Below are 19,253 nucleotides of genomic sequence, written 5' to 3'. Positions count from 1 at the left end.
CCCGGCAACTCCGCCCGCCGGAAAACCGATTCAGCACCCCACGTAGCACCGGACGGTCGTCCCGGCGGCCCCCGTGTGCATCCGCACCAGATCCGCCACCAGATTGACCAGCAGCAGCCCGCGACCGCCCCGCTGGTCCCGGGAGGCCGGCTGCCGGCCGGCGAGCGGGTCGGCCAGGCGCCCCTTGTCGCGGACCTCGCACACCACGTACCCGCCCTCGCCCCACACCGTGAGCCCGCCGGTGCCGCCGCCGTGGACGACGCTGTTGGTGGTCAGCTCGGCGGTGATCAGCGCCAGGTTCTCCAGGCCCGGGCCGGCCAGGCCCAGCCGGGCGCCGTGCTCGGTGGCCAGGTGCCGTACGGCCGAGAGGGAGTCCGCCTCGAAGGCGGTGGTGAACACTCCCGCGCCGTCGTCGGGGGCGGGCGGCAGCGGCTCGTTGTAGCGGGCGACCACCTCGTCGGGGTCGTAGGACTCGCTGCCGCGCTGCGCGCCGGCGCCGGCGCCGGCGCCGGCCAGGATGACGAGCGGGTGGGTGGCGTGGGCGTCGGCGAGCGCGCGCGCCTCCAGCCGGGCGGTGTCGTACGGGCACAGTATGGTGACCTCGCGGCCCCGGAACGCGGCGTTGATCAGCGCCTCGTGCTGGGCGCAGGCCGGGTACTCGGCCGGGCTGCGGTCCGCCCAGACCGGCTCCCCGACGATGTGGACGCGTCGGCCCGGCGGCTGGGCGTCGGTGAAGGCGCGCAGGACGCCCGGGATGATCCGGCCGGGGTTGCGGCCGGCCTCCCGCATGTCCGTGAACCGTACGGCGTCGCCGTCGGCCCCCAGCGCGTCCTGGATCAGCCGCAGGTTCTCGCCGGGTACGGCGACCGCGACCGGGGCGCCGTCCGCCAGCGCGGCACGGACGAAGGGGACGGTGCCGGCCAGGTACTCCTCCGCGTCGCCGTAGAACAGCGCGGGGTGCACGAACGGCTCGGGCGGCCCGGCGGATTCCGTCGCCGTGATCATGATGCCGCCACCTCGATCGCCGGAAGTCCGGGCCACAGCAGCCCCAGGACCCGGGGCAGGGCGGCCGGCGGGCGGTCCAGCACCAGCCGCCGCTCGCCGAAGCGCCGGGCGGCGTCCGCGAGCACCTCCGCCCCGGCGACATCGACGAAGGACAGCGCGGAGAGCTCCACGAAGTACACGTCCCCGCGGTCGCGCACGGCGTCCTCCAGCGCGCGCTCCCAGATGCGGTGGGTCGGCAGGGTCACTTCACCGACCGCGCGGAATCCGGCCCGCGCGGTGAGCGGGTGCACGCTGAGCCACGGGACCGCCGGCGCCGGTACGGCACCGGCCGGCCGCCGGGGCCGTACGACCTCGGGTTCACTCATGCCTTCACCCACTCGCACAGGTAGAGGAGTGCCCAGTATGCCGCTCGGCTCACCTGCCGGGAGGGGATCCGGCACGACGGGTGTGGGCGGGGACGCAGCGGGCAGGCGGGCGTCGAGGCAGCGGGAGGACCGCACGAGGGCGGAGGGCGGGACGACGGCATGCGTTCAGCGGCATCCACACCGCACGTGGGGCGGCCGGACACCCTGGTCGTCGACGTACGGGGGCAGGGTGACCGGGTGGTCCTGCGGGCCCGTGGCGAGCTGGTCCACGGTTGCGCGGACACCCTCGCCGGGATCCTGGCCGGGCTGCCGGCCCACCTCGCCCGGATCGAGCTGGACCTGACGGAGCTGTCCTTCATGGACTCGGCCGGCCCGGCGTTCCTGGACACGCTGTGGGAGCACGGCCGCCGGCACGGGGTCGCGGTCTCCGCCACCGGCTGGCGGGGCCAGCCGCGCCGGGTGCTGGAGCTGATGGGGCTGGACACCACCGACCCGCTGCGTACCGCGCCGCCCGGCGCGCTGCCCGCCCGCGCCGCCTCGGCGGTGGCGCGGGAGCGCGCCGAGCAGCTGGACGCGCTGCGCCTGGAGGTCGAGCAGTTGCGGCAGGCGATCGACTCACGCCCGGTGATAGACCAGGCCCGCGGCATCCTGATGGCCGCGCACGGCTGCACCCCGGACCGCGCCTGGGAGGTCCTGCGCGAGACCTCCCAGCGCTCCAACACCAAGCTCCGCCAGGTGGCGGCGGAGATCACGGCGAGCGCGCGGCCCGGCGCCCCGCCGCTGCCGGAGCGGCTGCGCGCCGCCCTGCGGACGGCGATCGACGGCCGGCCCGGCGGCCCGGGGCCCGTGCCGCCGGCTGATGCGGCGGTCAGTACGGCAGGATGCGCCCCGACGGCGTCCTGCGGTCGATCTCCCGCTCGCGCGGGGCGGCGGGCCGTCGGCTGACGCGCACCCGGATCTGACGGTCCATGACGACCCCCTCCTGCCGGCACCACCCGGCGGTGGTCGCCGGTAGGAGGTCCGTGCCCAGCGCGCGGCACGTTCAAGCACGCCGGGGCCGAAGTCGTCGCCCGGTGCGGACGGCGCCGGGGCCTACGGCCGCAGGCGTACGGGGAGTTGCTGGTGGCCGTTGCTGATCAGCGAGGCCACGGGCCGCAGTTCGCCGGCGGGGACGGCGAGGGTCATGTCGGGGAAGCGGGCGAAGAGCTGGTCGAGTGCCTCGGTGACCTCCAGCCGGGCCAGCGGAGCACCGAGGCAGAAGTGCACACCGTGGCCGAAGGCCAGGTGCTCCTTGACGGTACGGGTGACGTCGAAGGTGTCGGCGGTGTCGCCGTGCCAGTCCGGGTGGCGGTTGGCGGCGGCGTAGGACGCGAGGATCGGCTCGCCCTGTGCGATGGTCCGGCCGTCGGGCAGCTCGATGTCGGTGACGGCGTAGCGCAGGGGCAGATGCTTCACGGCGGGCTCGTGCCGCAGGGTCTCCTCGACGACGTCGCCCCAGCCGGCCTTGCCGGTGCGGACGAGGTCGCGCTGGTCGGGGAGGGTGAGCATGGCGACGATCGCCTGGTCGATGACGTTCACGGTGGTCTCGTAGCCGGCGCTGATCATCAGCAGCAGCGTGTCGCGGAGTTCCTCGCCGGTGAAGCCGGTGCCGTCCGACTCCTCGTCACGGGCCGCGATGAGCAGGGACGTCATGTCGTCGCCGGGGTCGCTGCTCTTGGTGGCGATCAGGTCGTCGAGCACGGCGTACAGCCGCACGGCGTTGGCCTGGGACTGCTCCGGCGTGAGCGTGGTGTCGAAGACGCGGTCCACGAGCTGCCGGAAGTCGGCTCGCTGGTCCTCCGGTACGCCCATCAGGTGGCCGATCACGGAGATGGGCAGCGGGTAGGCCAGGCGCTCGCGCAGGTCCACGACCTCTCCCGCGGGCAGCGCGGCCAGGTCGTCGACCAGCTCGGTGACCATGGCCTCGACGGCCGGGCGCAGTTCGGCGATGCGCCGTGCGCTGAAGGCGGGGGCGACCATCCGCCGCAGCCTGCGGTGGTCGGCGCCGTAGGCGGTGAACATGTTCCTCACGGCGACCCACAGGGCGAGCGGCCACGTCGCGACCGACTGCTCGAAGCCGGGCCAGTGCGCGCGTGCGTCCTTGGAGACGGAGGGGCTGGTCAGCAGCTGCTTGAGGAGGGCGGGGTCGGTGACCGCCCAGGCCTGTACGCCGAGGATGTCCACCCGGGTGGCCGGGCCCTGGGCACGCAGGTCGCGGTGCTCCTGGTGCCGGGCGGCGCCGGAGGGGTCGAGCACGAGCGGAGTGTGCTGGGACATGCTGGTCTCCTTCAGACGACAGCGGGGAAACGGACGGGCAGGGCTTCCAGGGCGCGGTGGAAGGGCCCCGGCCGCCAGGCCAGTTCGGACACGGGGCAGGCGAGGTCCAGCTCGGGGAGCGCGTCCAGAAGCCAGGTGATGGCCGTCTCGGCGATGAGGTAGGCGTGGGTGCGGGCGGGGCAGGTGTGCGCGCCGATGCTCCAGGACAGGTGCGCGCGGTTGCCGGCGAGCTGGCCCTCGGTGACTCCGCCGGTGACGGCCGGGTCGTTGTTGCAGGCGGCCATGGAGATGAGGACGGGCTGATGGGCGGGCAGCAGCACCCCCTCGACGTCGATGGGGTACGGCGGGTAGCTGATGCAGTAGTTGGCCATCGGCGGGTCGGTGTACAGGACCGTGTCGAGGGCGTCGCGCACGGGCTGGCCGGCGTGCAGGCCGGCGGAGAAGTGCTCGTCGGTGAGGATCTTGAGCACGGTGTTGCTGATCAGGTGGGTCAGCGGCTCGATGCCCGCGCCGTAGAGCGTGACGAGCTGATGGAGCATCTCCATGTCGTCCAGGCGGGCGGAGTGGGCCAGCAGCCGGGAGGTGACGTCGTCGCCGGGGTACTGCCGCCGCAGGGCGACGAGCTCCGCGAGCGCCTGGCCGAGCATCTCGTTGCCCTGCGCGGCGGTCTCGGCCTCCGCCTCGAAGATCTTGGCCATGCCCTCGGCGATGCGCCGGCCGATCTCGTCGGGGCAGCCCAGCAGCGCGCTCAGCACCTGGAAGGCGATGGGCCACGAGTACTGGGTGAGCAGGTCGGCGTGGCCGTGGGCGCGGAAGCCGTCGAGGGCGCCGGCGGCGACCTTCTCCACCAGCGCCCGCAGCTCGTGCTGGTCGACCGCCTGCAGGCTCGCGGTGTTCGCGGCCCGGTAGCGGGCGTGCTCGGGTCCGGACGAGCGCAGCGCGTTGGGGCGCCACTCCATCATCGGCAGGACCGGGCAGGTCTCGGGGACGCCCTGCTGCCAGATCCGCGGGTCGGCGGGGAAGTGCAGCGGGTCGTTGAGGATGCGCCGGGCCTGGTGGAAGCCGATGACCAGGGTGGCGGGGATGCCGGGGGCCAGCTCCACGGGGACCAGCGGTCCGAAGACGCGGCGCATGCGCGCGTAGGCGGCGTGGGGGTCGGCGGCGAACTCGGCGTCGTAGAGGGCGACCGGCGCCGGCGGGGTCGCCGCGGGGTCGAGGGGGGTCATGGGCGAGGCTCCACAAGGGGGGCGGGGGCGTGACGGGCGGTCAGGTGCTCGATGAGGGTGATGAGCGCGTACACGCAGGACCGGCGGTCCCGGGCGTCGCACTCGGCCAGCGGGGTGTCGGGATCCAGCGCGAGTGCCTGGCGGACCTCGTGCAGGGGGTAGCGGGGCGCGTCGGGAAAGACGTTGATGGCGACGGCGTACGGCGTCTGCTGCTCCTCCAGCAGGCTCAGCACCTCGTGGGAGCCCTCCAGGTCGCGGGCGTCGGCCAGCACCAGGGCGCCCAGCGCTCCTTCGGTCAGGCCCTCCCACAGGGGGCGGAAACGGGTCTGGCCCGGGGTGCCGAACAGGTACAGGACCAGCCGGTCGTCGAGCAGATGGATGCGCCCGAAGTCCATGGCGACGGTCGTGGTCGTCTTGTGCGGCGTGCCGCGCAGGTCGTCCACGCCGACACTCGCCTGGGTGATCGGCTCCTCCATGCGCAGCGGTGTCACCTCGGAGACGCTGCCGACGAAGGTCGTCTTGCCGACCCCGAACGCCCCGGCCACGACGATCTTCGCCGACCGGGTCACGGCAGGGGCCAGATAGTGAACGGCGGGCTGGTCAGACCAGTTCGCGGAGTCCACGCAGCACCTCCTCCAGCAGGTCGAGTCCGGGCCGGCCCTCCTGGACCGGGGCGGGGCTGGTCAGATGGCCGCTGTCCATCAACGACGAGACGAGGATCCGCACGGTGGAGGGCGGCAGCTCCAACGCGGCGGCGATGTCGGCCACGGCCAGACCGCCCCGTCCGCCGGCGAACAGGCGCATCACCCTGCGGGCGTCCGGCCCCAGTCTTTCGGTGGGGCCGGACGCGGCGATGAGGACCGTCTCCAGGCGCACGTCCCGGCTGGGGCGGTTCTGCCCGCCGGTACGGACGTAGGGCCTGATCATGTCCGGGTCGTGCCGCGGACCCGTCATGTCGCGGTGCCGCCTTCCAGGGCGGGGCCGCGGTCCGAGACGCCCATCTCGTGGCCGAGCCGTGCGGCCAGCCGCACCATGTGATGGCTGATCAGGCCCACATCGGCCGAGGGGCCGGTGGTGACCACCGACAGCATCGTGTTGTGCGCCGCGGCGGTCGTCAGCCCGATGCGGCCCTGTGACTCGATGAGCAACTGACACATCCCCTTGCCGCCGACGTGCTCGTCCCAGGCCTTGCCGGCGGCGCGCAGCGACGCGGTCACGGCGGCGAGCTTCTCCGCGTCCTCCTGGCCGATCGTCGTCGTGCGGGCCTGCAGCAGGCCGTCGCCGCTCATCAGCACCGCGTACTCGACGCCCTCGACGCAGCCGAGCTCCTGGTCGAGCAGCCATCCCAGGCTGTTGCTGTGCGTGTCGCGCATGGTCAGTGTCCTTCGGTAAGTCCGGTGTCTTCGTCGGTCTGGCGCCCTCGGCGGCTGCCGGCCGCCCAGGCGGCGGCGACGCTCGGCCGGCCCGGTACGGCCGGCGTGTCGGGCGCCGGCGCGGGCGCGGGGTGTGTCCTGGCCGGTCGTTGACGGACGGTCAGTCCGCTCGCGGTGGTCGCGGCAGCCGCCGGGGCGGCGGGGTTCCGGGGGGCCGGCACTGCCGCGGGGCTGCTGGTGGCGACGGCCGCGGGGGTGGTGGTGACGGCCGCGGGGGTGGTGGCGGGCGGGCCGGCGGTGGAGAACACCAGGAGGTTCTTCGGCAGCACCAGCACGGCCCGGGTGCCCTGGTAGATGTTCGGCGCGCTCAGCTCGACCCGGAAGCCGTAGTTCTCGGCGAGCAGCGAGGCGACCCGCAGGCCCGTCTGCGGATGGGCGCCGAGCTGGGTGATGTCGTCGCGGTCCTTGCCGGACATGATGTCGCTGGCCCACATCAGCCGCTCGTCGTCCATCCGCAGTCCGGCGTCGTCCACGGTCAGGAAGCAGGCGTGGTGGCCCTCCTCCACCGAGACGTGCACCCGCGCGGTCGGCGGGGAGTAGCGCAGGGCGTTGTCCAGCAGCACCGCGAGGGTGTGGACGACCGCCTCGACCGCGCGGCTCTGCACCGCGACGGTGTCCAACTCGTGGTGCTCCACCCGCTGGTAGCCCTCGATGCGGCCCATCGACGCGCGGATCACATCGCTGAGGGAGGTCTGCGGCCAGCGCCTGGAGAGTTTGTCGCCGGCCAGTACCGCGTAGCCCTGTGCGGTGAGCAGCATCTGCTGCGCGGTGTGGTCGATGTGCACCAGCGTGGCGTACGCCTCGTCGTCCTGGTGGGAGCGCACCCCCTGGCTGATCTCCCGGCTCAGCCGGGACGCCCTTGCCACCACGTTGGACGCGAAGCTGCGCACGGCCGCACGCGTCGCCTCCCGCGACTCCCGGCGGGCCCTGGCGACCTCGTGGTCCGCCGCGGACCGGATCTCGGCGACCCGGTGGTCGGCCGCGGCCTGCGCGTCCTCCCGCACCCGCACCACGGCGGCGGCCGCCTGTCCGGCGACGTCGCGGAGCCGCCCGGCCAGGGGCGTGTGCATCAGCGGCGGGGGCAGCGGGAGGTCGGTCCCGCGAGGCCCGCCGGGGCCGGCGGCGGCGATCGCGGGCAGCACGTCGGAGGCCAGCTGGCCCATGGCGTGCTCCGCGGCGCGCAGTTGCCGGGTGAGCTGTTCGGCATGGCCCTGGAGCTGGTCGGCCCTGCCTCGCTCGCGTCGGTAGGAGCGGTGGAAGTGCCCAGCGGTCCCTGCGGCCGCCACCGCCACCACGGCACCGACGGCCAGTATCAGATCGGTCATCAAGTCCTCTGCAGAGTGTCCGAGCCGCGAACCGGTCAGTGGATGGGGAGCCGACGGCGGTGGCGGTCCCCGCCAGGCGGGACGGCACCGCCGTCGGCGCAGCGGACTTCGTCGGCCGCCGCTCACCCGGAGGACATCCATCTGGATGCGGACATGACAGACCAAAAGCCGGGAATGCACGCGCAGGCGATCCCGCGCACCGCCGGTCCTGCCACGAGGGACGGGCACGGCCGAGGGGAAGAGCGGGATACGGCGGGACGACGGACACGCCCTCACAGGAGGCATCCCGGGTAAGGCGGCGGGTGCGGCGGGCAGGGTGTCCTCCGGGTACGCGGTCATGTCGCCCTGCGCCACGTCCGCGACGCCCGCCGGCCGGCTTCGATCCGGTCCGAGCCTATCGGCAGACCGGTACGGTGTTCGACGGTCTCCTGCCAGAACTGTGTGAAGGATCGGCGGCGGCCCGGCATGTCGTCGCACGTCCCTCCCCCTCGAACGGCGCCCCCGTTCCACCGCCTGCGTCCAGATGCGAACGTGCCGCAGTGTAACGAGGTCGGGACAGTGCGTGGGAGGGCCGTCCACGAGAGGGACACCCGGCGCCCCGTTTCGGGGTCCGGCCAGGTCACATCGTTTCTGCACCTGTGGCGCCTGGTGGGGCGGGTGGGACTCGAACCCACGGCCGACGGATTATGAGTCCGCTGCTCTAACCGGCTGAGCTACCGCCCCATAGCGGCGTGTCGCGTACAAGTGTGCGCGCCGTCTGCCGCAGCATAGCCGCTCATACGATCTCCTGCTTCGGATGGTCGGCTTCTGCGCTGCTCATGACCCTGAGGACATCGGCGCAGGCGCGGCGGTTCCCGCGGACATGAAAAAGGACCCCCAAGGGGCCCTCGTTCACGCGCTCCCCCGACTGGACTCGAACCAGTAACCTGCCGGTTAACAGCCGGCTGCTCTGCCAATTGAGCTACGGAGGACCGAAGCTCCCCCGACTGGACTCGAACCAGTAACCTGCCGGTTAACAGCCGGCTGCTCTGCCAATTGAGCTACGGAGGATCGCCTCGATTGCATCGAACGTACCTCCCTGGGTATTCGCCAGGGGGCGGGCGCTCGCTGCGACACATACATTAGCGCAAGCAGGGGGGTGCTCCGCCAATCGGTTCCCCCGGCGCCCCACGTCGCACCAGCAGACCCAGGCAAGGAAAGGGTGGCAGCCATGCGCTACCGGCTCACGTTCGTCGCCGGACTGGCCCTCGGTTACGTACTCGGCACGAGGGCCGGACGCGAGCGCTACGAGCAGCTGAAGAAGTCCGCTCAGCGGATCGCGCAGAACCCCGCCGTGCGCAACACGGCCGAGACCGCCGCCCAGCAGGGCCGCCAGTACGCCGGCAAGGCCTTCCACACGGTCAGCCACAAGGTCGGCGACCGGGTCCCCGAAACGGTGGCCCAGCGGGTGCGTTCCCTGAGGGAGCGGAGCCTGGACGGGACCCCCGAGGACGACTGGGGCACGAGCAACACGTAGGGGAACCTCCCCGCGCCGGACGAGCTGTCCGGCCGAGGGACGCGGGCACTGTCGCGCCCCCGGCCACCGCATCCTCAGGAATGCTGCAAAATTCTCCGCATGGGGATAGTCGCCGGCTTGGACAGCTCGCCTGATTTCACTCGCATCGTGGTCTGCGACGCGGACACCGGTGCCGTACTGCGGCAGGGATACGCCCCGCACCCGGTGGAGGGTCGCCCGAGCGACGTGGACCCGCAGGCCTGGCTGCTCTCCCTGGGCGAGGCCGCCGGCGGCGGCCTGCTCGAAGGCGTGCAGGCCATCGGTGTGTCGGCGCAGCAGAACGCCGTGATCCCGCTGGACGCCCAGGGCAACACCGTGCGCCCGGCGCTGGTCGGCGGCGACAAGCGGGCCCAGGTCGCGGCGGCGGACCTCGTCGACGCGCTCGGCGGCCGGGAGGCCTGGGCACAGGCGGTCGGCTGTGTCCCGCAGGCCGCCCAGCCGGTCACCAAGCTGCGCTGGCTCGCGAAGAACGAACCCGAGAACGCCCGCCGCACGGCCGTACTCCTCCAGGCGCACGACTGGCTGGTCTGGCAACTGCTCGGACGGCCCGTGCGCAGGACCACGGATCGCGGCGGGGCGTCCGGTACCGGGTACTGGTCGGCCGCCACCGGCGGCTACCGGCCCGACCTGGTCGAGCTGGCGCTCGGCCATCAGGCGATGCTGCCGGAGGTGATCGGCCCGTCGGACGCGGCCGGTACGACCCCGGAGGGCCTGCTGATCTCCGCCGGCACCGGGGAGACCATGGCCGCCGCGTTCGGGCTCGGCATCGGGCTGGGCGACGCGGTGGTCTCCCTCGGCGCCTCGGGCTCGGTGATGGCCGTGCACCCGGAGGCGCTCGCCGACCAGTCCGGGATGATCACCTCGCTCGCCGACGCCACCGGCATGCATCTGCCGGTCGTGACCACGCTGAACGCCGTACGCACCCTGCGCGGCACCGCCGAACTCCTCGGGCTGCCGGACCTGGAGAGCCTGTCCGAGCTGGCGACGAAGTCCACGCCGGGTGCGCACGGACTCGTCCTGCTGCCCTATCTGGAGGGTGAGCGGACGCCGAACCTGCCGCACACCGCGGGGACGATCGCCGGGCTGCGGCGGGAGTCCATGAAGCCGGAGCATCTGGCGCGGGCCGCGTTCGAGGGCATGCTGTGCGGGCTCGCCGACGCGCTGGACGTGCTGCGCGGGCGGGGCGTGGAGGTGCGGCGGGTCTTCCTGCTCGGCCCGGCCGCCGAACTGCCCGGCGTGCAGGCCTCGGCGCCCTCGCTGTTCGGCGCGCAGGTCGTCGTACCGCAGCCCGCGGACTACGCGGCGATCGGCGCGGCCCGGCAGGCGGCCTGGGCGCTCGGTGTGTCCCAGGGCACACTCGACCCGCGCACCCCGCCGGCCTGGCAGGGTGCGGCGGCGCAGGTGCTGGAGCCGGGCGACGAGCTGGCCGTGGGGCAGGCGGTGCGGCAGCAGTTCACGGCCGTACGGGAACAGACCCATCCGGGGGCGTTTGGCCTGTGACGTCCCCCGACGCCCGGCAACACCCACGACCCGTAGGGCGGTAAGAGCTTCGCCAACGGGTTAATGAGTTGAGGTAACGCGGGTGGAGTGTTCGACGATAGGGGCCACGGGCACACCGACCAGCCCCCGTCGCCGACTCCGAGAGACCTAGCGTGCTCATACGACTTCTGCGTTCCTGTCTCAGGCCCTACAAGAAACCCATCGCCCTGCTGGTGCTGCTGCAGTTCCTGCAGACCTGCGCCACCCTCTATCTGCCCACCCTGAACGCGCACATCATCGACAACGGTGTCGTGAAGGGGGACACGGGTTACATCCTGTCCTTCGGCGCCCTGATGATCGGCATCTCGCTGGCTCAGGTCGTGTGCAACATCGGTGCCGTGTACTTCGGTGCGCGGACCGCCTCCGCGCTCGGCCGGGACGTGCGCGCCGCCGTCTTCGACCGGGTCCAGTCCTTCTCCTCGCGTGAGGTGGGCCACTTCGGGGCGCCCTCGCTCATCACGCGTACGACCAACGACGTGCAGCAGGTCCAGATGCTGGCCCTGATGACGTTCACGCTGATGGTGTCGGCTCCCATCATGTGCGTCGGCGGCATCGTGCTGGCCCTCGGCCTGGACGTGCCGCTGTCCGGGGTGCTCGTCGCCGTCGTGCCGGTGCTGGCGGTCTGCGTGACGCTCATCGTGCGCCGGCTCCGGCCGCTGTTCCGGTCGATGCAGGTCCGCCTGGACACCGTGAACCGGGTGCTGCGGGAGCAGATCACCGGCAACCGGGTGATCCGCGCCTTCGTCCGCGACGACTACGAGCAGGAACGGTTCGGGAGGGCCAACGGCGATCTCACCGAGATGCAGCTGGCCACCGGCCGGATGCTCGCGCTGATGTTCCCGATGGTCATGACCGTGGTGAACCTGTCGTCGATCGCGGTGGTGTGGTTCGGCGCGCACCGCATCAACAGCGGCGGGATGCAGATCGGTGACCTGACCGCGTTCCTCGCCTATCTGATGCAGATCGTCATGTCCGTGATGATGGCCACCTTCATGTTCATGATGGTGCCCCGCGCGGAGGTGTGCGCCGAGCGCATCCAGGAGGTCCTCGGGACCGATTCCAGCGTGGTTCCGCCGACGGCGCCCGTCACCGAGCTGCGCGCGCACGGGCACCTGGAGATCCGGGGCGCGGGCTTCCGCTATCCGGGTGCCGAGGAGCCGGTGCTGAAGTCCATCGACCTGGTGGCCCGGCCGGGCGAGACGACCGCCGTGATCGGCTCCACCGGCAGCGGCAAGTCGACCCTGCTCGGGCTGGTCTCGCGGCTGTTCGACGCCACCGAGGGCGAGGTCCTCGTCGACGGCGTGGACGTGCAGCGGGTCGACCCGAAGCTGCTCGCGCGGACGGTCGGCCTGGTGCCGCAGAAGCCGTACCTGTTCGCGGGCACGGTCGCCACCAACCTGCGCTACGGCAATCCCGACGCCACCGACGAGGAGTTGTGGCACGCGCTGGAGGTGGCGCAGGCCAAGGACTTCGTGAGCAAGCTGGAGGCCGGTCTGGACGCGCCCATCGCCCAGGGCGGTACGAACGTCTCGGGCGGTCAGCGCCAGCGGCTCGCCATCGCCCGCACCCTCGTCCAGCGCCCGGAGATCTACCTCTTCGACGACTCCTTCTCCGCGCTCGACTACGCCACCGACGCGGCCCTGCGCACCGCGCTCTCCCGCGAGACCGCCGAGGCGACCGTCGTCATCGTCGCCCAGCGGGTGGCGACCATCCGGGACGCCGACCGGATCATCGTGCTGGACGAGGGCCGGGTCGTCGGCTCCGGCCGGCACCAGGACCTGATGGCGGGCAACGAGACGTACCGGGAGATCGTGCTCTCCCAGCTGACGGAAGCGGAGGCTGCCTGATGGCCGGGCCCATGGGACGCATGATGGCCGGGGGCGGCCCCGACCAGCGCTCGATGGACTTCAAGGGGTCGGGCAAACGGCTCGTCGCCCAGTTCAAACCGGAACGCCTCACGATCTACGGCCTGCTGCTGTGCGTGGTCGTCAGCGTGGGCCTGAGCGTCGTCGGCCCGAAGATCCTGGGCCGGGCCACCGACCTGGTCTTCTCCGGCATCATCGGCCGGCAGATGCCGGCCGGGGCGACCAGGCAGCAGGTCCTCGACCAGATGCGGGCCCATGGCCGGGGCCGGATCGCGGACATGCTGATGAGCACCGACTTCACCCCCGGCAAGGGCATCGACTTCGATGCCGTCGGGAACATCCTGCTGCTCGCGCTCGGCACGTTCCTGATCGCCGGCCTGCTGATGGCGGTGGCGACCAGGCTGGTCAACCGCGCCGTGAACCGCACGATGTACCGCATGCGCGAGTCCGTGCAGACGAAGCTGTCGCGGCTGCCGCTGTCGTACTTCGACAAGCGCCAGCGCGGCGAGGTGCTCTCGCGCGCCACCAACGACATCGACAACATCGGGCAGACGCTCCAGCAGTCGATGGGCCAGCTGATCAACTCGCTGCTGACCATCATCGGCGTGCTCGCGATGATGTTCTACGTCTCCTGGATCCTCGCGCTGGTCGCGCTGGTCACCGTGCCGCTGTCGTTCCTCGTGGCCACCCGGGTCGGCAAGCGGTCGCAGCCGCACTTCGTGCAGCAGTGGCGCTCCACCGGCAAGCTGAACGCGCACATCGAGGAGATGTACACCGGGCACACCCTGGTGAAGGTGTTCGGCCGGCAGGAGGAGTCGGCGAAGCAGTTCGCCGAGCAGAACGAGGCGCTGTACGAGGCCGCGTTCAAGGCGCAGTTCAACAGCGGTGTGATGCAGCCGCTGATGATGTTCGTGTCCAACCTGAACTACGTCCTGGTGGCGGTCGTCGGCGGTCTGCGGGTCGCGTCCGGCACCCTCTCCATCGGTGACGTCCAGGCCTTCATCCAGTACTCGCGGCAGTTCTCGATGCCGCTGACGCAGGTCGCCTCGATGGCGAACCTGGTGCAGTCCGGTGTCGCCTCGGCCGAGCGGATCTTCGAACTCCTGGACGCGGAGGAGCAGGAGGCGGATCCGGTGCCGGGCGAGCGGCCGGAGGAACTGCGCGGACGGGTCCGGCTGGAGCACGTGTCCTTCCGGTACGACCCCGAGAAGCCGCTGATCGAGGACCTCTCGATGACGGCCGAGCCCGGTCACACCGTGGCGATCGTCGGCCCGACGGGTGCCGGCAAGACGACCCTGGTCAACCTGCTGATGCGGTTCTACGACGTGTCGGGCGGCCGGATCACCCTGGACGGCGTGGACATCCGGCGCATGTCCCGCGACGAGCTCCGCTCCGGCATCGGGATGGTGCTGCAGGACACCTGGCTGTTCGGCGGCACCATCGCCGAGAACATCGCCTACGGCGCGTCCCGGAAGGTCACCCGCGGCGAGATCGAGGAGGCCGCGCGGGCCGCGCACGCCGACCGGTTCATCCGGACGCTGCCCGACGGGTACGACACCGTGATCGACGACGAGGGGACGGGGGTCAGCGCGGGCGAGAAGCAGCTCATCACCATCGCGCGGGCGTTCCTGTCCGACCCGACGATCCTCGTGCTGGACGAGGCGACGAGCTCGGTCGACACCCGCACGGAGGTGCTGATCCAGAAGGCGATGGCGAAGCTGGCGGCGGGGCGGACGTCGTTCGTGATCGCGCACCGGCTGTCCACGATCCGGGACGCGGACACGATCCTGGTCATGGAGAACGGGTCCATCGTCGAACAGGGCGCGCACGCCGAGCTGTTGGCGGCCGACGGTGCGTACGCCCGGCTGTACAAGGCGCAGTTCGCGCAGGCCGTGGCCGAGGTGGACTAGTCAGCGGGGGGCCGCCGGCGGGCGGCCCCCCGTTCAGTCCAGGTATCCCCTCAGCTGATCCGCGAAGGCGTGGTCCCGGAGCTTGTTCAGGGTCTTGGACTCGATCTGCCGTATCCGCTCCCGCGTCACGCCGAACAGCCGGCCTATCTCCTCCAGCGTCCGGGGGCGGCCGTCGATGAGGCCGTAGCGGAGCTGGACGACCTTGCGCTCGCGCTCGCCCAGCGTGGACAGCACCGCTTCCAGATGCTCCCTCAGCAGGAGGAACGCGGCCGACTCGACAGGGCTCGCCGCGTCCCCGTCCTCGATCAGATCGCCGAGGGCCACGTCCTCCTCCTCACCGACCGGGGCGTGCAGGGAGACCGGTTCCTGGGCGAGGCGCAGCACCTCGCAGACCCGCTCGGGTGGCAGGCCGAGGTGGGCGGCGACCTCTTCGGGTGTCGGCTCGTAGCCCCGCTCCTGGAGCATGCGGCGCTGCACACGGACGACCCGGTTGATCAGCTCGACCACGTGGACCGGGACACGTATGGTGCGCGCCTGGTCGGCCAGGGCCCGTGACATGGCCTGGCGGATCCACCAGGTGGCGTACGTCGAGAACTTGTAGCCCCGCGCGTAGTCGAACTTCTCGACGGCCCGGATCAGTCCGAGGTTGCCCTCCTGGACCAGGTCGAGCATGGTCAGGCCGCGGCCGACGTACCGCTTGGCGACGGAGACGACGAGCCGCAGGTTGGCCTCGATGAGCCGCCGCTTGGCCATCCGCCCCATGACGACGAGCCGGTCCAGGTCGAGGGCCAACTGGCTGTCCAGATCGGGGGTGTTGCCCAGCTTCTCCTCGGCGAACAGGCCGGCCTCCACCCGGCGGGCGAGTTCGACCTCCTCGGCGGCGGTGAGCAGCGGGATACGGCCGATCTCGCGCAGGTACTGGCGGAACAGGTCGGCCGAGGGGCCGCCGGTCTCGGCCCGGGCGGGGACCCGGATCCCGACGGGTTCGCCGGCCTCCTCGGGTTCGTCCCTGAGCGCTTCCGCCGGCGGTTCCGTCGGTTCGGTGGATGTCGCCTCCGGGTGCAGGGCGGCGCGGCTCTGCGGGGGCACGGCCATGAGAACGTCCGTCTCCGCGTCCGGCTCGTCCGCGGTGGTGCTGGTGGCGCTGTCGGTCTGAGTGAGGGTCTGGGTCTGCACGGGGGCGACCTCCAGGATGATCGCTGCTGAAGGTGTGCGGCAGCGGTACTTCGGGAGTGGAGAGTCGACGGCCTGCGCTCCGAGGACTCGGGCACCGCCCCCAGTGTGGGGGAAGACACATCCCCGCCACGAGGGGCTTGCGGTGACTTTTTGCGTCCGTTCCGTCACCCGGCGGTTACCCGGCCAGTCGGACTATGCGACTGGCAAAGGCGCCCCTACAGCGCCTCCGCCCCCCGCTCCCGCAGCGCCTGGTCGTACTGCTGGAGGATCCACAACTCGTTCTGTACGGCGGCCAGCTGGGCGGGGTCGCCGCCGGCGGCCAGGCGGGTCATCTGGGACTGGATGTCGCGGATGCGGCGCTCGACGGCGCGGCGCCGGATCTGCACCAGGACCGTGCCGGCGTAGGTCTCGTCCACCGTGCGACGCAGGATCGGCTCGACGGCCAGCTCGGTGACCATGGCGCGGACCGTGTCGTCGGGCGCGGCCTCACGGACGCGGACCAGGTACTCCTGCGGGTCCTGGACCCCGTACTCGGCGCCGCCCGACTCGGCGACTGCCTGGCGCACGGCCGCGTACGGAGGGGCCGTGAACTCGTCCAGGCCGTAGGCGTCGAAGGCCGGGGAGACCAGTTCGGGCCGCTGCAGGGCGAGTTTGAGCAGTTCACGTTCGGCGGCGTGGACGGGATTGCGCAGGGTCAGCGCCGGGCCGGAGGCGGCGGGCCGGGGGGCGGCCGCCGCCGCCCACTGCTGTTCGGGGCCGCGTGGGCGGTCCTGCTGCGGACCCCTGCCGCCGCGGTCCCTCGCCCAGCGGGCCAGCTGGGCGACACGCCGGACCACGAACTGGGTGTCGAGGATGCCGAGCATGCCGGCCAGTTCCACGGCCACCTCGTGCTGGGCGCCGCTGTTCTTGATCCGGGCGACGATCGGGGCGGCCTCGTCCAGCGCCGCCGCGCGGCCCGCCGGGGTGTCCAGGTCGTACCGGTTCACGATCTGGCGGAGCGCGAACTCGAAGAGCGGGGTGCGCGGTTCCGCCAGATCGGCCACGGCGTCGTCACCCTTGGCCAGGCGCAGCTCGCAGGGGTCCATGCCGTCGGGCGCGATCGCGATGTACGTCTCGGCGGCGAACTTCTGGTCGTCCTCGAAGGCACGCAGGGCGGCCTTCTGCCCGGCCGCGTCGCCGTCGAAGGTGAAGATCACGCGGGCCGAGCCGTTGTCCATCAGCAGCCGGCGCAGGATCTTGATGTGCTCGCCGCCGAAGGCCGTACCGCAGGTCGCGATCGCGGTCGTCACACCGGCCAGATGGCAGGCCATGACGTCCGTGTAGCCCTCCACGACGACCGCCCGGCTGGACTTCGCGATCTCCTTCTTCGCCAGGTCGATGCCGTACAGCACCTGGCTCTTCTTGTAGATCGCCGTGTCGGGGGTGTTCAGGTACTTGGGGCCGTTGTCCGCCTCGTACAGCTTGCGGGCGCCGAAGCCGACGACCTCGCCGCCGATGTCGCGGATGGGCCACATCAGGCGGCCCCGGAACCGGTCGATGGGTCCGCGGCGGCCCTCCTGGGAGAGCCCGGAGAGGATCAGCTCCTTGTCCGTGAAGCCCTTGCCGCGCAGGTAGCGGGTGAGGTGGTCCCAGCCCTGGGGGCTGTAGCCGACGCCGAAGTGGACGGCTGCGGCCTGGTCGAAGCCGCGCTCGGCGAGGAAGATCCGTCCGGTCTCGGCCTCGGGGCCGGTGGCGAGCTGCTCGGCGTACCACTGCGCGGCGATCTTGTGTGCCTCGACCAGGCGGATGCGTTCGCCGCGCTGGTGGGCCGGGTTGTACCCGCCCTCCTCGTAGCGCAGCGTGATGCCGGCCTGGGCGGCGAGCCGCTCGACCGCCTCCGAGAAGGAGAGGTGGTCCACCTTCATCACGAAGGTGATGGTGTCGCCGCCCTCCTGGCAGCCGAAGCAGTGGAAGAGCCCCTTGCTGGGGCTGACCTGGAAGGACGGCGACTTCTCGTCGTGGAACGGGCACAGGCCCTTGAGGTTGCCGCCGCCCGCGCCCCGCAGCTGGAGGTACTCGGAGACCACGGCGTCGATCGGGACCGCGTCCCGTACCGCCTTCACGTCCTCGTCGTTGATCCGTCCTGCCACGCGTGAATTCTACGGGGGCGCGGTGACACACGTGGGGCACGCGCGGCGCCCCCAAAGGGGCGCGGGCGCACGACGGCGGGCCCCGGCAGCCGCCTAGGCGAGCGAGTCCAACGGGACATGCGGGTCGGCCAAGGCCTCGGGATCCACCGGCACCGCGGCACGGATGAGCCTCTGGATCTGCTCTGTGACATCCCACACGTTCACGTTCATCCCGGCCAGCACGCGTCCCTCCTTCACCCAGAACGCGATGAACTCCCGCTTCCCGGCGTCGCCCCGGATCACCACCTCGTCGTACGAGCCGGGCGGGGCCCAGCCGCTGTACTCCATGCCCAGGTCGTACTGGTCGGTGAAGAAGTAGGGCACCCGGTCGTAGCCGACGTCCTGGCCGAGCATGGCCCTGGCCGCGGCCGGGCCGCCGTTCAGCGCGTTCGCCCAGTGCTCCACCCGCAGCCGGGTGCCGAACAGGCCGAGCGGGAAGGACGCCACGTCACCGGCCGCGTAGATGTCCGGGTCGGACGTGCGCAGCCGTTCGTCCACCGCGACGCCGCCGCCCCGCGCCCGGTCGGCCAGCTCCAGTCCCGCCGCCTCGGCGAGGGCGACCCGCGGTGCCGCGCCGATCGCGGCGAGGACGTCGTGGGCGGGGTGCTCCTCGCCGTCGTCGGTGCGGGCCGCGAGGACCATGCCGTCCTGGCCGACGATCTCGGTGAGCCGCCGCCCGAAGTGGAAGCGGACGCCGTGCTCGCGGTGCAGCTCGGCGAAGACGTTGCCCAGCTCGGGGCCGAGCACCCCGTGCAGCGGGGTCGGTGCCGGCTCGATCACCGTGACCTCCGCGCCGTACTCGCGGGCCGCCGCCGCGATCTCCAGGCCGATCCAGCCGGCGCCCGCGATCACGATGTGCCCGTTGTCCCGGCCGAGGTGCTGGAGGACGCCCTTGAGCCGCTCGGCGTGCGCGAGCCGGCGCAGGTGGTGCACGCCCGCCAGGTCCGTGCCCGGGATGTCCAGGCGGCGGGGCTCGGCACCGGTGGCGAGCAGCAGCTTGTCGTAGCGCACGAGGGTGCCGTCGTCGCCGAAGCGGACCGTCTTCGCCGCACGGTCGATGCGGTCGACGGTCTGGCCGAGGTGCAGCTCGATGTCGTTCTGCGCGTACCAGGCGGGCTCGTGCACGAAGACGCTGTCGCGCTCCTCCTTGCCGAGGAGGTAGCCCTTGGACAGGGGCGGGCGCTCGTAGGGGTGGTCGCGCTCGTCACTGATCAGTATCACCCGGCCGGTGAAGCCCTCCGCCCGGAGCGTCTCGGCCGCCTTGGCGCCGGCGAGACCGCCTCCGACGATGACGAATGTCTGATCCGCGTCGACCACTTGATGCCTCCTCGTAAGGGTGCCGCCACATGCGAGCGTCCCGCACGCAGCCT

The 19,253-nt window shown here is 72.0% G+C and carries 15 protein-coding genes, 3 tRNA genes and 1 pseudogene; 5 read left to right on the top strand and 14 right to left on the bottom strand.

Going from position 1 to position 19,253, the window contains the following annotated elements; translation table 11 throughout:
• Nucleotides 1–30: 30 nt before the first annotated feature.
• Both IE244_RS03055 and IE244_RS03050 read right to left on the bottom strand, forming a co-directional pair.
• A complete protein-coding gene (locus IE244_RS03055) occupies nucleotides 31–1,005 on the bottom strand; it encodes an anti-sigma factor RsbA family regulatory protein (protein WP_191871030.1) in 975 nt (324 codons plus the stop codon).
• Entirely contained in the window at nucleotides 1,002–1,370 is a 369-nt protein-coding gene (locus IE244_RS03050; RefSeq protein ID WP_191871029.1) for an STAS domain-containing protein, read from the bottom strand. The genes IE244_RS03055 and IE244_RS03050 overlap by 4 nt, the downstream gene beginning before the upstream one ends.
• Before the next feature lie 159 nt (nucleotides 1,371–1,529).
• On the opposite strand from IE244_RS03050, the gene IE244_RS03045 reads away from it, so the two are divergent.
• Nucleotides 1,530–2,315 (top strand): ANTAR domain-containing protein, encoded by a 786-nt coding sequence (locus tag IE244_RS03045; RefSeq protein WP_191871028.1) that lies wholly within the window; start codon nucleotides 1,530–1,532, stop codon nucleotides 2,313–2,315.
• Nucleotides 2,316–2,462: 147 nt separating this feature from the next.
• On the opposite strand, the gene IE244_RS03040 is transcribed toward IE244_RS03045, so the two are convergent.
• The 9 genes from IE244_RS03040 to IE244_RS03000 all read right to left on the bottom strand — a co-directional run bounded on the left by IE244_RS03040 (nucleotide 2,463) and on the right by IE244_RS03000 (nucleotide 8,720).
• Nucleotides 2,463–3,686, bottom strand: coding sequence for a cytochrome P450 family protein (locus IE244_RS03040; RefSeq protein ID WP_191871027.1), 1,224 nt, complete (start codon nucleotides 3,684–3,686; stop codon nucleotides 2,463–2,465).
• Between the two features lie 11 nt (nucleotides 3,687–3,697).
• On the bottom strand, nucleotides 3,698–4,912 hold the full coding sequence (locus tag IE244_RS03035; protein ID WP_191871026.1) for a cytochrome P450: 1,215 nt from the start codon (nucleotides 4,910–4,912) through the stop codon (nucleotides 3,698–3,700).
• Nucleotides 4,909–5,535 (bottom strand): GTP-binding protein, encoded by a 627-nt coding sequence (locus IE244_RS03030; RefSeq protein WP_191871025.1) that lies wholly within the window; start codon nucleotides 5,533–5,535, stop codon nucleotides 4,909–4,911. Before IE244_RS03030 ends, IE244_RS03035 begins: the two co-directional genes overlap by 4 nt.
• Nucleotides 5,513–5,866, bottom strand: a complete 354-nt coding sequence (locus tag IE244_RS03025) for a DUF742 domain-containing protein (protein WP_191871024.1) — start codon at nucleotides 5,864–5,866, stop codon at nucleotides 5,513–5,515. The genes IE244_RS03030 and IE244_RS03025 overlap by 23 nt, the downstream gene beginning before the upstream one ends.
• Entirely contained in the window at nucleotides 5,863–6,285 is a 423-nt protein-coding gene (locus tag IE244_RS03020; protein WP_191871023.1) for a roadblock/LC7 domain-containing protein, read from the bottom strand. The genes IE244_RS03025 and IE244_RS03020 overlap by 4 nt, the downstream gene beginning before the upstream one ends.
• Before the next feature lie 2 nt (nucleotides 6,286–6,287).
• Nucleotides 6,288–7,670 (bottom strand): ATP-binding protein, encoded by a 1,383-nt coding sequence (locus tag IE244_RS03015; RefSeq protein ID WP_191871022.1) that lies wholly within the window; start codon nucleotides 7,668–7,670, stop codon nucleotides 6,288–6,290.
• Between the two features lie 646 nt (nucleotides 7,671–8,316).
• Nucleotides 8,317–8,393, bottom strand: a tRNA-Ile gene (locus tag IE244_RS03010).
• 175 nt (nucleotides 8,394–8,568) lie between these two features.
• Nucleotides 8,569–8,641 (bottom strand) — tRNA-Asn (locus IE244_RS03005).
• A gap of 6 nt (nucleotides 8,642–8,647) precedes the next feature.
• Nucleotides 8,648–8,720 (bottom strand) — tRNA-Asn (locus IE244_RS03000).
• A 160-nt stretch (nucleotides 8,721–8,880) separates the two neighbouring features.
• Here IE244_RS03000 and IE244_RS02995 point away from each other — a divergent pair.
• The 4 genes from IE244_RS02995 (at nucleotide 8,881) to IE244_RS02980 (ending at nucleotide 14,539) form a co-directional block, all read left to right on the top strand.
• Nucleotides 8,881–9,186, top strand: a complete 306-nt coding sequence (locus tag IE244_RS02995) for a YtxH domain-containing protein (RefSeq protein WP_191871021.1) — start codon at nucleotides 8,881–8,883, stop codon at nucleotides 9,184–9,186.
• Between the two features lie 99 nt (nucleotides 9,187–9,285).
• On the top strand, nucleotides 9,286–10,725 hold the full coding sequence (locus IE244_RS02990) for a xylulokinase (RefSeq protein WP_191871020.1): 1,440 nt from the start codon (nucleotides 9,286–9,288) through the stop codon (nucleotides 10,723–10,725).
• Nucleotides 10,726–10,877: 152 nt separating this feature from the next.
• On the top strand, nucleotides 10,878–12,611 hold the full coding sequence (locus tag IE244_RS02985) for an ABC transporter ATP-binding protein (RefSeq protein WP_191871019.1): 1,734 nt from the start codon (nucleotides 10,878–10,880) through the stop codon (nucleotides 12,609–12,611).
• Nucleotides 12,611–14,539: an ABC transporter ATP-binding protein gene (locus IE244_RS02980; RefSeq protein WP_191871018.1), complete on the top strand. Its 1,929-nt coding sequence runs from the start codon at nucleotides 12,611–12,613 to the stop codon at nucleotides 14,537–14,539. The genes IE244_RS02985 and IE244_RS02980 overlap by 1 nt, the downstream gene beginning before the upstream one ends.
• A gap of 33 nt (nucleotides 14,540–14,572) precedes the next feature.
• Here the strand turns inward: IE244_RS02980 and IE244_RS02975 are convergent.
• The 3 genes and pseudogenes from IE244_RS02975 to IE244_RS02965 form a co-directional block, all read right to left on the bottom strand.
• A pseudogene (locus IE244_RS02975) lies at nucleotides 14,573–15,836 on the bottom strand (RNA polymerase sigma factor).
• 94 nt (nucleotides 15,837–15,930) lie between these two features.
• Nucleotides 15,931–17,844 (bottom strand): DNA primase, encoded by a 1,914-nt coding sequence (gene dnaG, locus IE244_RS02970; protein ID WP_191871016.1) that lies wholly within the window; start codon nucleotides 17,842–17,844, stop codon nucleotides 15,931–15,933.
• Nucleotides 17,845–17,937: 93 nt separating this feature from the next.
• Nucleotides 17,938–19,200: an NAD(P)/FAD-dependent oxidoreductase gene (locus IE244_RS02965; protein WP_191871015.1), complete on the bottom strand. Its 1,263-nt coding sequence runs from the start codon at nucleotides 19,198–19,200 to the stop codon at nucleotides 17,938–17,940.
• Nucleotides 19,201–19,253 lie beyond the last annotated feature (53 nt).

It is taken from the genome of Streptomyces filipinensis (genome assembly GCF_014649495.1).
Lineage (GTDB): Bacteria > Actinomycetota > Actinomycetes > Streptomycetales > Streptomycetaceae > Streptomyces > Streptomyces filipinensis.
Note: the sequence above shows the minus strand (reverse complement) of the source record. Positions and strands in the feature narration are given on the sequence as shown.